Origin of the sequence: Rheinheimera sp. WS51, assembly GCF_050936095.1 — a bacterium.
Lineage (GTDB): Bacteria > Pseudomonadota > Gammaproteobacteria > Enterobacterales > Alteromonadaceae > Alishewanella.
Genome location: NZ_JBOTRC010000003.1, coordinates 228,907 through 242,922 on the forward strand (window position 1 = coordinate 228,907; position 14,016 = coordinate 242,922).

At 42.0% G+C, this 14,016-nt stretch carries 13 protein-coding genes; 7 read left to right on the plus strand and 6 right to left on the minus strand.

Going from position 1 to position 14,016, the window contains the following annotated elements; all coding sequences use genetic code 11:
• The first annotated feature begins 160 nt into the window (after nucleotides 1–160).
• The 6 genes from ACRCA4_RS06505 to ACRCA4_RS06530 all read left to right on the plus strand — a co-directional run bounded on the left by ACRCA4_RS06505 (nucleotide 161) and on the right by ACRCA4_RS06530 (nucleotide 6,521).
• Nucleotides 161–646 carry a zinc ribbon-containing protein gene (locus ACRCA4_RS06505; RefSeq protein ID WP_433185839.1) on the plus strand — a complete coding sequence of 162 codons (486 nt, stop codon included), beginning with the start codon at nucleotides 161–163 and terminating at the stop codon, nucleotides 644–646.
• Between the two features lie 65 nt (nucleotides 647–711).
• Nucleotides 712–2,196, plus strand: coding sequence for a SulP family inorganic anion transporter (locus ACRCA4_RS06510; RefSeq protein WP_433186015.1), 1,485 nt, complete (start codon nucleotides 712–714; stop codon nucleotides 2,194–2,196).
• Nucleotides 2,197–2,217: 21 nt separating this feature from the next.
• A complete protein-coding gene (locus ACRCA4_RS06515) occupies nucleotides 2,218–3,072 on the plus strand; it encodes a universal stress protein (protein ID WP_433185842.1) in 855 nt (284 codons plus the stop codon).
• A 65-nt stretch (nucleotides 3,073–3,137) separates the two neighbouring features.
• Nucleotides 3,138–4,574 (plus strand): sodium:proton antiporter NhaD, encoded by a 1,437-nt coding sequence (gene nhaD, locus ACRCA4_RS06520; protein WP_433185845.1) that lies wholly within the window; start codon nucleotides 3,138–3,140, stop codon nucleotides 4,572–4,574.
• A 119-nt stretch (nucleotides 4,575–4,693) separates the two neighbouring features.
• Complete coding sequence (gene nhaD, locus ACRCA4_RS06525) at nucleotides 4,694–6,100, plus strand: sodium:proton antiporter NhaD (protein WP_433186018.1); 1,407 nt, start codon at nucleotides 4,694–4,696, stop codon at nucleotides 6,098–6,100.
• Nucleotides 6,101–6,173: 73 nt separating this feature from the next.
• The gene (locus ACRCA4_RS06530) at nucleotides 6,174–6,521 is read left to right on the plus strand and encodes a putative quinol monooxygenase (protein ID WP_433185848.1); all 348 of its coding nucleotides are present in this window, start codon (nucleotides 6,174–6,176) and stop codon (nucleotides 6,519–6,521) included.
• A 14-nt stretch (nucleotides 6,522–6,535) separates the two neighbouring features.
• Here the strand turns inward: ACRCA4_RS06530 and ACRCA4_RS06535 are convergent, their stop codons facing one another.
• The 3 genes from ACRCA4_RS06535 to ACRCA4_RS06545 form a co-directional block, all read right to left on the minus strand.
• Nucleotides 6,536–7,234, minus strand: a complete 699-nt coding sequence (locus ACRCA4_RS06535) for a DUF3379 family protein (protein ID WP_433185851.1) — start codon at nucleotides 7,232–7,234, stop codon at nucleotides 6,536–6,538.
• Entirely contained in the window at nucleotides 7,227–7,802 is a 576-nt protein-coding gene (locus ACRCA4_RS06540) for a sigma-70 family RNA polymerase sigma factor (RefSeq protein WP_433185853.1), read from the minus strand. Before ACRCA4_RS06540 ends, ACRCA4_RS06535 begins: the two co-directional genes overlap by 8 nt.
• Before the next feature lie 269 nt (nucleotides 7,803–8,071).
• Nucleotides 8,072–8,347, minus strand: a complete 276-nt coding sequence (locus ACRCA4_RS06545) for a hypothetical protein (RefSeq protein WP_433185856.1) — start codon at nucleotides 8,345–8,347, stop codon at nucleotides 8,072–8,074.
• Between the two features lie 145 nt (nucleotides 8,348–8,492).
• Here ACRCA4_RS06545 and ACRCA4_RS06550 point away from each other — a divergent pair, with 145 nt between their 5' ends.
• Nucleotides 8,493–10,877, plus strand: a complete 2,385-nt coding sequence (locus ACRCA4_RS06550) for a Lon protease family protein (protein WP_433185859.1) — start codon at nucleotides 8,493–8,495, stop codon at nucleotides 10,875–10,877.
• Between the two features lie 58 nt (nucleotides 10,878–10,935).
• Here ACRCA4_RS06550 and ACRCA4_RS06555 read toward each other — a convergent pair whose 3' ends face one another.
• From ACRCA4_RS06555 to ACRCA4_RS06565, 3 genes are read right to left on the minus strand one after another with little or no spacing between them, the layout of a single operon-like run.
• Complete coding sequence (locus tag ACRCA4_RS06555; RefSeq protein WP_433185862.1) at nucleotides 10,936–11,514, minus strand: GNAT family N-acetyltransferase; 579 nt, start codon at nucleotides 11,512–11,514, stop codon at nucleotides 10,936–10,938.
• Between the two features lie 28 nt (nucleotides 11,515–11,542).
• Entirely contained in the window at nucleotides 11,543–13,120 is a 1,578-nt protein-coding gene (gene lnt / locus ACRCA4_RS06560; RefSeq protein ID WP_433185865.1) for an apolipoprotein N-acyltransferase, read from the minus strand.
• Nucleotides 13,121–13,122: 2 nt separating this feature from the next.
• Nucleotides 13,123–13,995, minus strand: a complete 873-nt coding sequence (locus ACRCA4_RS06565) for an HlyC/CorC family transporter (protein ID WP_433185868.1) — start codon at nucleotides 13,993–13,995, stop codon at nucleotides 13,123–13,125.
• Between the last annotated feature and the right edge of the window lie 21 nt (nucleotides 13,996–14,016).

A 14,016-nucleotide genomic window follows, 5' to 3' on the forward strand; every position in this document is an offset into this window, starting at 1 on the left:
AAGTGGCTATAGCATACCGCAGCTGGCTATTTACAACAAGAACGGCATACTGGCTGGAAATGAAATCTATTTTGCTGCTAAGAGGTCTAACGGAGGTCTTTATTGTTAGCTGTGCTATATATCTATAGTAGAAGAGCTTTATTCGTCATAGGAGTTAGGGATGGCTAATCTTAAACAGCGCTATCAGCAGTGGCTGGCTGATTTCACTGATACCTTACAACAAGCCGAGCAGCAGCAACTTAACAATATGGTTCACTTTGTGGAGCAATTAAAAGCTTATATTGAAGCAGGGCGAGATTTAACCGCTTATGAAACTCAGCTGTTTGTTGAAACGCTAAAAAGACAGTGGCAAGAACAACAATCAAGCGATGACAAAGAGTTAGCTAGCAGCGACGTGCCGGCTCTTTGGCCTGAGGCGTTATGGCAAGAGCTAAGTTATATTACTGATAAAAGTCAAATTGAATGGCAGGAGCTGCAGCAAGACTTTGCGCATAATGGGATTTATCAACAAGGAGAAGACGTTGCAATGGCACGTTATCGTTGCATTAATTGTTTAACCCATGTTGATTATACTCACCCCGCACAGCTATTGCCGTGCCAACAATGTGGTGGTAAAGCATTTTATAGAGAAGGTTTACCAGTCTAGTTGGTAGCTTGCAGCAGGCTAATTTGCTAGAATCCGCGCACATTTTGCCAGCTTAAGTACAAATGATGCTCAATTATTTACAACAACATTGGTTCTCAAACCTGCGCGGTGACGTTCTTGCTGCTTTAGTTGTCGCTTTAGCGCTAATTCCAGAAGCGATTGCCTTTTCAATTATTGCCGGCGTAGATCCTAAAGTGGGCTTGTATGCGTCATTTTGTATTGCGGTTATTACTGCTTTTGCGGGTGGCCGCCCAGCGATGATCTCGGCAGCAACTGGCGCTATGGCGTTAGTGATGGTTACCTTAGTGCGTGAACATGGCTTGCAATATTTATTAGCAGCGACATTGTTAACCGGTGTTATTCAAGTGGTGTTCGGGATTTTTAAGCTTGGCGATCTTATGCGTTTTGTTTCTCGTTCTGTCGTAACAGGCTTTGTTAATGCTTTAGCTATTTTGATTTTTATGGCGCAAATGCCAGAGTTAGTGGGCCAGCATGGTAGTACTATGGTTTATGGTATGACGGCATTAGGCTTACTGATTATTTATTTATTTCCCTATATCACTAAAAAAATACCTTCGCCGTTAATCTGCATCATAGTGCTAACGTCAATAGCGCTGTATTTTGGTATGGATATTCGTACTGTAGCCGATATGGGTGAGCTGCCAGATACGTTACCGGTATTTTTATGGCCTGAGGTGCCGTTAAATTTAGAGACGCTAAAAATTATTCTGCCTTATGCCTTAGCTTTAGCGGTAGTGGGTATTTTAGAGTCGTTAATGACAGCAACTATTGTTGATGACTTAACCGATACCAACAGTAATAAAAACCGTGAATGTGTCGGCCAAGGTGTGGCTAATATAGGCTCTGGTTTAATTGGTGGTATGGCAGGCTGTGCCATGATTGGTCAGTCGGTGATTAACGTAAAATCAGGTGGTAGAACACGTTTATCTACCTTATTGGCCGGTTTGTTTTTATTAATTATGGTGGTGTTTTTAGATAGCTGGGTGGGCATGATCCCAATGGCGGCTTTGGTGGCTATTATGATTATGGTGTCTATTGGTACTTTTAGCTGGTCATCGGTAAAAGATATCAAAACCAATCCAGCTAGCTCCAGCATTGTTATGATAGCGACTGTTTTAGTAACGGTGTTTACGCATAATTTAGCTTATGGGGTTTTTGTTGGGGTGTTATTAAGCGCGTTATTCTTTGCTAGTAAAGTGGGCCAAATTTTATCGATTAGTTCTGAGCTTTCAGCCGATAAACAACAGCGCAAGTACCAAGTGTTTGGCCAAGTTTTTTTCACCTCTGCTGAACAGTTTGTAGCGGGCTTTGATTTTAAAGAAGCCATTGAGAAAGTCACCATAGACTTAAGCCAGGCGCACTTTTGGGACATTACCGCGATAAGTTCTTTAGATAAGGTGGTGCTTAAATTCCGTCGCGAAGGGACAGAAGTCGAGTTGATTGGCTTAAATGAAGCCAGTGCAACCTTAGTAGATAAATTTGCAGTGCATAATCAACCGGATGATATAACTAAATTAATTGAGCATTAATACGTTTGCAGGAGCAAAACAATGACAAAAAGAATTATGGCCTGTATTGACGCTTCTCCTTATGCTGAAGCAACCTGTGACTACGCTGTTTGGGCGGCGAAAAAGCTGCAAGCGGCTATGTCGGTGATCCATGTGTTAGACAAAGCCTTGCATACGCAGACGCCAGATCTCAGCGGCAGCATAGGTTTGGGCTCGCAAGAGCTTTTATTGCAACAATTAGCCGAGCTAGATGAAAAGCATGGCAAGTTAGCCATGGAGCGCGGTCGGCATATTTTAGATGCCGCTAAAGAGCGTGCATTACAAGCCGGTGTAACCGATGTAGAGCAGCTGTTACGTCATGGCCAGCTAGTTGAAACCTTAGCTTGTATGGCCGATAGAAGTAAGCTAGTTGTTATGGGCAAGCGCGGCTTTAGTAGTGCTGAAGAGCATGGCCATATTGGTTTACATGTTGAGCGGGTTATTCGCAGCATTAGTACCCCTATTTTACTTACTCAACAGCGTTTTATTGAACCTAAAAAAGTCATGCTGGCTTTTGATGGCAGCGCCACAGCTGAAAAATGCTTAAGTACCTTAGCGAATAGTGCATTTGCAGCTGGCCTACCGGTGCATATTGTTATGGCGGGTGAAGAAAGTGAAGCTAATCGCCATCTTATCGCAGCTGCAACCTTGCAGTTAGAGCAAGCCGGCTTTACAACCCAAAGCGCTATTGTTGATGGTGATCCGGAAGAAGTATTAAACGAATACCAGCAACAGCATCATATTGACATGATGGTGATGGGCGCTTATGGCCACTCGCGTATTAGACAATTTATTGTTGGTAGCACAACAACAGGCATGATTTGTAATGCAAAGTGTTCATTACTTATTCTAAGATAATTTTTGGTCTAATTTATTTTGGTATTTTAGGCGCTTAATTTAGGCCACAAGGTATAGTTTTAGTTATGAACACCCACAAAATTTTTTTTGCGTTACTCGTTTTTATGTGTTGTTTTTCACCAGCGGCTAATGCTGCTGTTGGTTCGATGGATTTAACGGCAAGCTTAACTGGCATTGTTGCCTTAGTTATTTTTGTTGTTGCTTATGCTTTAGTTATGGCAGAAGAGAAAATTCATCTGCGTAAATCTAAGCCCGTTTTAGTGGCGGCAGGCTTAATTTGGGCCATGATTGGCTGGCAGTATGTACAAGCCGGTTTTCCAGAGCAGTCTGAGGCAGCGTTTAGGCATACTTTATTAGAGTTTGCTGAGCTAATGTTGTTTTTGCTGGTGGCAATGACCTATATCAATGCCTTAGAAGAACGACGTTTATTTGATGTATTACGTAGCTGGATGGTACGTAAAGGCTTTAGCTACAGGCAGTTATTTTGGTTAACGGGTATCCTGTCTTTCTTTATTTCTCCTATTGCAGATAACTTAACAACGGCTCTATTAATGTGCGCTGTGGTTATGAAAGTGGCCGAGGATGATAAAAAGTTTATTAATCTATGTTGTATTAATATCGTTATAGCGGCCAATGCCGGTGGTGCCTTTAGCCCCTTTGGTGATATCACAACCTTAATGGTATGGCAGGCTGGCATGTTAAATTTTGCTGAGTTCTTAGCCTTATTTGTCCCTTCTGCTGTTAACTACTTAGTACCAGCACTTATTATGAGCTACTTTATTGAGAACCGTAAGCCAACGGGTGTTGTTGATAATATTGAATTAAAACGAGGCGCTTTGCGCATAGTAACATTATTTTTATTCACTATAGCGACGGCGGTTGCTTTTCATACCGTACTGCACTTACCACCGGTTCTGGGCATGATGACAGGTTTAGGCTATTTACAGTTCTTTGGTTATTTCTTGCGTGTTAGCTTACCGGGTTCCTTAGCCCGTAAAAGAGCGATGGCTGAGCGGGTTGGCGATGAAGAACGATTACGTTCATTAGGTCAAGTCGTGCCATTTGATGTCTTTAACCGTGTAGCTCGTGCCGAATGGGACACCTTATTGTTTTTCTACGGTGTGGTTATGTGTGTGGGTGGTTTAGGCTTTATGGGCTATTTAGCCATGATGTCTGATCTACTATATACCCAGTGGGATCCCACCTTAGCTAACGTGGCTTTAGGGGTAATTTCTGCTGTTGTGGATAATATTCCAGTGATGTTTGCGGTGTTAACAATGCAACCTGAAATGTCGCATGGCCATTGGCTATTAATTACGTTAACCGCAGGTGTGGGCGGTAGTTTACTATCTATAGGCTCAGCAGCAGGCGTTGCGTTAATGGGCCAAGCTCGTGGCGCTTATACCTTTATAGGCCATTTAAAATGGGCACCGGTAATCGCATTGGGTTATATCGCGAGTATATTTACCCACCTTTGGTTAAATAGTCATTATTTTAGTTAAAAAGTATTAACTAATCTGAGTATTCTGATTCAGATGTTTTATAATAGCGCCCGCCTAGTCGGGCGCTTTTTTTAGTTAACTCTGAGGATACTCATGTGAAACAATCTTGGCTGTACCTAATGCTGTGTTTGGTTTTTTCACCTGCAGCATTTGCTGCGACGGGAAGTTTAAATCTCACTAGTTCTGCCATTGGTATTATTTCTTTAGCCTTATTCTTCTTAGCCTATATGTTGGTGATGGCAGAAGAAAAGATTCATCTACGAAAATCAAAACCGGTGCTAGTTGCTGCAGGTATTATCTGGGTATTAATAGCTTGGCAATATATGCAAGCCGGTTTGCCAGGTGTGGCAGCAGAGGCGTTTCGCCATACCTTGTTAGAGTTCTCTGAGTTAATGCTGTTTTTATTAGTTGCGATGACATATATCAATGCGTTAGAAGAGCGCCGTTTATTTGATGCCTTGCGGGCATGGATGATTCGTAAAGGCTTTAGCTATCGCAGCCTGTTTTGGATAAGTGGTGTTTTAGCGTTTATCATTTCTTCGTTTGCCAATAATATGACAACCGCTATGTTGATGTGTGCGGTAGTAATGAAAGTTGCAGAAGGCGATAAGCGGTTTATTAACCTAACTTGTGTCAATATTGTTATCGCAGCTAATGCCGGTGGTGCTTTTATTCCTTTTGGTGATATTACCACCCTAATGGTATGGCAAGCCGGTATTGTTAGCTTTAATGAGTTCTTTAGCTTATTTATTCCATCGGTTGTTAACTATTTAGTGCCGGCACTTATTATGAGCCTGTTTGTTGAAAACCGTTTTCCGGCAGCAGTACAAGAAGATGTTGAGTTAAAACGTGGTGCCTTACGTATTTTAACCTTGTTTTTATTTACTATTGCCTCCGCTGTTGTTTGTCATTCATGGCTAGATTTACCGCCGGTATTAGGCATGATGACCGGCTTAGGCTATTTGCAATTTTTTGGTTATTTCTTGCGGGTGAGTTTGCCAGGTTCTTTGGCCCGTAAAAAGGCGATGGCTGAAAGAGTAGGTGATGAAGAGCGGTTACGTTCATTAGGCCAAGTGGTGCCATTTGATGTGTTCAGTCGAGTTGCTCGTGCCGAGTGGGATACGCTGTTATTTTTCTATGGCGTAGTTATGTGTGTTGGAGGCTTAGGTTACATTGGTTATTTAGAGCTTTTATCCACTAGCTTATACGGCAGTGGTAATGCGACTTTAGCTAACGTAGTTCTGGGGCTAATGTCTTCTGTGGTGGATAATATTCCAGTGATGTTTGCAGTATTAACCATGGAGCCGGCTATGTCGCATGGCCAATGGTTATTAATAACCTTAACGGCCGGTGTTGGCGGTAGTTTATTATCTATAGGCTCTGCAGCAGGTGTTGCGTTAATGGGCCAAGCACGAGGCTACTATACCTTTATGGGCCATTTAAAATGGGCACCTGTTATTTTATTAGGTTATGCCGCTAGTGTGGCGACACACTTGTGGCTAAATGCTAAGTATTTTGTATCTTAGTGAAACTATAGCCGCACTGAATAAGATTAATTAAACCGTCTAGGGCGATAGGCGGTTTTAATTGGAGAGCAAGATGTCGAAGAAAATATATTGTATAGCGCAGTTTTTGCCAAAATCGGGCCAAGAAGCGGCTTTATTTAAAGTGCTACAAAGTTTAGAGCCTAATACGCTACGTGAGGATGGCTGTTTACAGTACCGTGTGACACGTCAGATCAAAAGTGACTTTGCACCGGGAAGCAGTTTCCCTATCGCTTTTAATGAGATTTGGGCTGATATGGCTAGCTTTGAAGCGCATTGCCAGCGTGAGGAAATTAAACAGTTTTTTGCTAAATACTGCGCTGCAGATGATGGCTTAGCGGCTGATTGGAATGTTTGTGTCTATAGCGATGAACCTGCTGATTACGATGCACCTAGCGTATAGAAATAACAGCAAACTTACGCATTAGTGCGTAAATTTGCTAATAACTTCCCGGGTAACACCTTGAGATCTTCTGCTTGCTGACTAACAATCACTAAGTTTGCCGCTTGCATTGTTAAGGCTAAGCCTTGATAGTCTAGATCAGAAAAGTGGCTGGTGAACTTTAGCTTAGCTTCTTTTGGCATAATAAACACAGTGGCATAGCCAGAAGCAGTTTTAACGGCTAAATGCAGTGAGCGTATGCCTTTAAAGTTACAATATTGAGCGTAGAGAATTTGTTCGGGCCAATCTTCTAAGCTCATATTAAAGCTCGCTAATTTTGCATTAACCTCAGCTAAAGGCTGATTAACTAAATGGCGGTCTAGCCGCTCTTGTTCAAAATGGACATGAGCTAGGATATGGTTTGCTAAATCTTGCTGGCTAAATTGGTTATAAAGGATTGTGCTGCTTAATGCTAAAAAGGCAATAGAGGCCGCTATGGCTAAGTTAGATAGCCAACCGTGAGTTGTTTTGGTCTGTTGTGGCAATTTTAGCAATTGGGCTTGTAACTCAGCCGGTGGGCTAATGCGTAGGGCTTGTTCAAGTTGTTGCTGTTGTAGGCGTTGTTTTAATACAAACTGCTTAAACTTGGCATCACTGTGCATTTTCGCAATGATTTCAGCGGTTTCAGCCTGCGGGTTTTCTAGTACCAACTGATATAGCTCGGTATTATTCATAACCGTTCTCCTGTGACAGGGTAGAACAAAGTAGGCTGCGTAATTTATTGCGAGCTCGAAATAAACGGGTGTTTACGGTATTAACATTTAATGCCAGTAGCTGAGCAATCTCATCGCTACTAAAGCCGGCTAGCACTTGTAGCAATAAAGGCTCACGAAATTCCATAGGCAGTAGTGCCATTTTTTCTCTTAGTTTATCGTTATCATAACTTTGTGCTGCGCTAAGCTGTGTTGTATCGATTAAGTTGTCTTGCTCTGCTTCGTCATCATAATTAAATTGTTTGCGTTCAAAGCGACGGGCATTTTCACGCCTTAAAATGGTGAATAGCCAGGCTTTAGCCGCATTAGGATCTACTAGACTGTCTAAGTTTTTCCATGCCCGAAGATAGGTTTCTTGCACTATATCTTTCGCGATATCAGGATCTTTACATAACCAGTAGGCATAGCGATATAAGTCGGCATGATGCTGCTGCACCAGTTGCTCGTAACGGCGTTGTTTCGTTTTTTTTATACCTAAAACAGCAGCTAGCTTCGCTGTTTTTGCACTAACATAGTTTGATGCTGGCATGCTCACTTGCAAAGGGCGGTGGTTAATTGGATCTAGCCTAACGTTATTTAGAGCTAAAGAACATGTTTTGCTGTTATTCATTATTAATTTAACAATAAAAACGTAGGTTTAAACGATAAAAGAGACGGAAAATAGCGCTGTTTAATAGGCTAGCTATGGCTACAGTGTTTTTGGAATGAGTAGAGCAAAACATGATGATCCTAAATTATAGTATGGCTTTAGGATCATAGAACGGCAGTAGCAAGAAAATATTTCAGCAGCTAGCTAAATTAATGCACTCGGTATTGTCGGCAAAAAAAATCAATAACTGCATCGGCATCTAGATGACTGAAACGGATCTGCTTGCTGCGAATAATGGCTTGGCCTAAGGCGCATAGGCTAGGCTCAAGTGGCATACCTGAAGGCCGCTCTAATTTATGCACAGCAAATAGAAAGTTTAATGCTGTGGCAGCATAAGATTTATTGGGCGCTATGGCGACTAAGTCTAACTCTTGCAAGCGTACGCCAAGGTTGCGTATTTTTTGTAAACGGTTAGTTTCGCTCATAACAATGCTCATTTATTCGCTAGGATATAATTTATATCGGCTTAAATGGTCGATTCTTTAATTATTTGCTGAAATAGCACAGCACAGTACTGAGGCTTTTTGTTAGTATAGCTATTAGAAACCCTTGTTAACTTTAAGGTAATACATGACCAACACCGTACACCCACTGTCGCCGTCACAGCTGGCGCCACAATTTGAGCAAGCCTTAATTTCGCAAGCCTTAACTAATACCCAGTCAACGGCTGGCTTTATAGGCCAAGAACGCGCTAAAACTGCATTAAGTTTTGCTATTGGTATGGATATGCCAGGCTATAACTTATATGTGATGGGTGAGCCTGCTTTGGGCCGATTTACTTTAGTTGACGATAGCTTAAAGCAAGCAGCAGCTAAAAAGCCAACCCCCGATGAATGGTGTTATTTAAATAACTTTGAAGATGAAAGAGTGCCTAACATTTTGCGTATGCCACCAGGTGAAGGCAAAAAGTTAGTGAAGAAATTAGAAACCTTGATTGATGACTTATTAGGTACTTTTCCTGCGGCCTTTGATAACCCAGGGTTTCAGAGAAAGAAAAAAGCCATTGCGAGAGATTTTGACCAAAAATATGATAAAGCCATCGCCTTAGTGGAGAAAGAAGCCCTAACTAAACAGGTATTACTAATTGAAGATAATGGCGCGGTAGGCTTCTCACCCATTATTGATGGTAAGCCGGTCAATGATCAAGAATCGGCTAACTTATCTGAGCAGCAACGCCAGCATTTTTATGACATGGTGACAGAGCTTGAAACTATTTTACATGAGCAGTTGCTTGAGCTACCAAAGTGGAAGCGAGAGCTATCTGAACAACAACGAGAGTTACGCAAAGAAACCATAGAGCAAGCCATTAAACCAATGCTAAAACAGTTAGAGCATGACTATGCCACTCAGCTTGGCGTGCAGCGTTATATAAGAGAAATGCGCAGTCATTTAATAAAGGCCGTGCTTGAGTTCTTACCTGATGAGTCAGATGGTGACAAACAGGAAGAAAGCGATAACCGCGAGTTTTTTATTGAAGAGTTTGTGCCTAATGTTTTAGTACATTATGAGCAAATGTCGGGTGCGCCGATTATTTTTGAACCCAACCCGAGTTATGGTAATTTATTTGGTCGAGTTGAATATAGCTCTGCGGGGAACTCACTTTATACCAATTCTCGGATGATCCGTCCAGGGGCCTTACATCGTGCTAATGGCGGTTATCTTATTCTTGATGCAGACCGACTTTTAACTCAACCTGCTGTATGGGATGCTTTAAAGCAAGCTTTAAAATCTGGCGAATTACTTATTGATACCTTAAGTGATCAGGCGGTAACAAATTCAACCATTATTACGCCCAAAGCGATCCCATTAAACGTTAAAGTGGTGCTGCTAGGCTCACGAGATTTATATTATTTAATTCAAGATGTTGACGAGGAGTTTAATGAGCTGTTTCGGGTATTAGCAGACTTTGAATATTATTTACCCTTTACAGAGCAAACGGTTAGTAATATGACGTTGCAAATTAAGCAGCAAATGGAGCAATTACAAATTACTGAGTTAAGTCGTTGTGGCTTGACCCAGCTACTTAACTTTAGTTTTCGCCAAGCCGAGCATCAACATAAGTTATCAGCCCGTTTCGCTGATGTACTCGAATTAGTAAGAGAAGCCTGTTTTTACGCTAATCAGCAACAGCATAAAACCCTTACTGCAGAACATGTGCACCAAGCCTTGCAGGGCAAGCAATATCGTACAGGGCGGATCAGCGAAAGTTTCTTAGAAGATATTCAAGAGGGCCAAATTTTAATTGATACTAGCGGGGTTGCCGTAGGTAAGGTAAATGGCTTAACCGTTTTAGAAATAGGCGATACCGCTTTTGGCACGCCAGCGCGTATTAGTGCTACGGTGTTTGCTGGCTCTAGTGGTGTTGTCGATATTGAGCGAGAAGTTGAATTAGGCAAAGCAATTCATTCAAAAGGCGTGCTATTACTTACTGGCTATTTAGGTGCTAAGTATGCACGTAATTTTGCCCTGACCTTATCCGCCAATATAGCCATGGAGCAATCTTATGGCCATATTGATGGCGATAGTGCCGCTTTAGCTGAAATTTGTGTCTTGCTTTCGGCAATTACTGATATTCCTTTAAAGCAAAGCTTGGCGGTGACAGGTTCAATTAATCAGCATGGACAAGTGCAAGCAATTGGTGGTGTGAATGAAAAAATTGAGGGCTATTTTCGTTTATGTCAAACACGTGGCTTAACCGGTGAACAAGGCGTAATTATACCCGCAAGCAACCACATTAATTTAGTATTGAATGAAGATGTGATTAATGCGGTGCAGCAACAGCAATTCCATATTTATGTTGTGCAAACGGTAGATGAAGCGCTGGCGCTGTTAACGGGCTTAGACGTTGGTGTAGCGAATAAACGAGGTGTTTATCCAAAACGATCGGTAAACGGCAAAGTATTAGCACGCTTAGAGCAAATAGCCGAAATCGTCAATGGCAGTTTAGACGACTAAGCCTTTAACCTTTAAATATTATCCAGCATAGGTAAAGCTTAAGTAACAAGCTTAGGCTTTATACTTGTTCAAATGCAGGTAGATACTGTACTGTGCCACTGGCTTGCTTCATTATGTCTGGTGTTAACTCTAATAACATAAACACTTCATCAGGCACTTGCCAGGGGCTGCTAATATTAAAGCGACTGGCTGGCGTAAAGCCAAACTTAGGGTAATAACTGGCATGGCCTAACACAACCACCGCATCAATACTTTTTTGATAACAGGCTTCTAATCCAGCTCGAACCAGTGCTGAGCCAATACCATGTTTTTGTAATCCTGCAGAGACTACCATAGGTGCTAAAGTCATCATCTTTATATCTGGCCGACTTGCTAGGTGCACAGGTGAAAACATAATATGGCCGACGATATTGCCATGTTGTTCGGCAACTAATGACACATAGTCTTGAGTTTGTTGGCGTAATTTGTCGTTGAGTTTAGCTTCTTCTTGGGTGTTAAAAACGGTTTTTGTTAAGGCGGCTACATTAGCCCAGTCGGCAGCGGTTTCTTTACGAACATGGATCTCATAACCCATAGAATGCCAAGTAGTATTACGGCGGCGTTGTAGGGTTCTACTCATTTTTTGTAAAAGCGTCATCAGAAGCTCCGAGACGTTGTAGATACCTTTAGTCTACCTTAGTGCCTGGTGTTAACAAGTTAGTTTGGCGCCAACGATGAAATAAAATGAAAATAAAAATAAAACCACAACTAATACGCAGTGGCCAGTCTCGCCATTGTAGGTAAGGTGTCGTACCTTTTGTTAGGTTAATGCTATCTTTTATAACCGTCGCTTCAAATTGAGCGGCACGCTGTTGGATCTGGCCACTTGCATTAATGATTGCGGTAACGCCGGTATTTGTTGCGCGTAATAAGGGCCTACCAAATTCTAAAGCGCGCATTTGGGCTATTTGTAAATGTTGTTGCGGGCCAATACTGTCACCAAACCAAGCATCATTACTGACGGTTAATAAAATATCTGTTTCTTTTGTGAAGTTAGCGGCTATTTGCTGCGGAAAAGCAATTTCAAAGCAAATAGCCGGAAGCAGATGGTGATCTTTCGCAACAAGGTTAGGTTGGATATAACGGCCACGACTAAATGAGCTCATGGGCAGGTCAAAAATGGGGGCTAGAGTACGCAACCAGTTTTCAAAAGGAACAAATTCACCAATGGGTAATAAGTGATGTTTACTATAGCGATTAGCATGACCATACTGATAATCGCCAGCTGTAGATTCAGTATTGCGTTTACCCAGCACAATTAAATTATTCCAGGCTTCAGTCGTTTTAAAGTTGTAATCAAGTATGCCACTGATAACGGCACTATTTTGATAAAAAGCTGAGCGATTTAAGTTATCTAAATAGGCTTCTGCTAAGGGTTCGAGTGCCGGGATAGCCGCTTCAGGCCAGATCACAATATCAGCATCAAAGTGCGGTCGGGTTAGATCTAAATACTTAAGCATAGTCGGCCACTCTTGCTCAGGTTGCCAGCGCAGAGCTTGCTGAATATTACCCTGAACTAATAGTACTGAGACCGTTTTATCGCTTTGTTGCCAGCCCTTAAAAGCCCCTAAAAAAGGGGTTATAACAAATAACAGACCTGCGATAATAATATAGCCATACCGGGATAAAGTTGTTGCAGTACCCTGTTTAGATAAAGTAAAAACCTGGGCCAAGGCGGCGGCTGAAAAGGCTAATAAAAAACTAATGCCTGTTTCGCCAATAAGAGGAGCAAATGGCTGTAAGCCAGCACTTGTTTGGCTATAACCTAAAGATAACCATGGAAAGCCTGTAAGTAGCCAACTACGTATCCACTCAGCTAGTGTCCAGCTAGCCGCCACCAGTAAAGGCGTGTAATTAGCGACGTTGAATCGGGCTATAAGCCAAGCGGCAAAGGCCGGAAACAAAGCTAAGTAGCTCACTAACATGAGCATTAAGCTAAGGCTACCAATAAGAGGTAATCCTCCGAAGTCAGCTATGCTGACATGCACCCAGCTGATGCCTACGCCAAACCAGCCTAAACCATAGCTAAAACCATAGTAGCTAGCTTGGCGATAGTTGCTAGCATGCTGCACACACCAGACCAATACTGCTAAGCTGAAGATGGGTAACCACCACAAGGTATAAGGAGCAAATGCGAAAGTGTTAACACCGCCACTGATTATAAGTAACAAGCATCGAATAAGAGGTGTGTTAACTTTTAGCAATATTATGACTCTTCTTCACTATTGGTTTCTCGAGCACAAGTGACTTGTAGCTGAACTAAGCGGCGGCTATTAGATTTACTTACTTTAAAGGTTAAACCTTGCAGTTCTATGCTTTCGCCTTTTTCTGGCATATGGCCAAAAGCGTGTAACACTATACCGCCTATGGTATCGGCATCCTCTTCATCAAAACTGGTTTCGAAGGTGTCATTAAATTCATCAACTGGCGTTAAAGCACTCACTTTAAAAACATGAGAAGCCATACGCTTAATATCATGCTCTTCTTCTAAGTCGTGTTCGTCTTCTATTTCGCCGACAATCTGCTCTAAAATATCTTCAATGGTCACTAAACCGGATACACCGCCATACTCATCAACCACAATAGCCATATGGTAGCGCTTTTGCCTGAACTCTTTTAATAGTGCATCTACCCGTTTGCTTTCTGGAATAATAACAGCAGGGCGTAATAGGTCACGTAAGTTCCAATCTGATTTATTCGGATCTAACGTATATTGCAGTATATCTTTAACCAACAAGATTCCTTCAATATGATCTTTGTCCTCATTAACTATTGGATACCGGCTGTGATTATTCTCGTTTAAGATAGGTAGTAATTGCTCTATGCTATGGTCGATATCGACAGTCGCCATTTGTGAACGCGGGATCATAATATCGCGCGCTCGCATATTAGATACATCTAATACACCATCCAGCATGCCTTTGGTATCGTTATCTATTAAATTACGGACTTCTGCTTCTGCAATGATGTCTTGTAAGTCTGAAATATCTTGGGGCTCTGCGGTAAAAATACTAGCAATACGCTCTAGCCATGATTTACCGGCAGAACCGCGACTAGAGTGGGGGTTATCGTCACTCATCAGTGAACTGGTGCTCCAAAC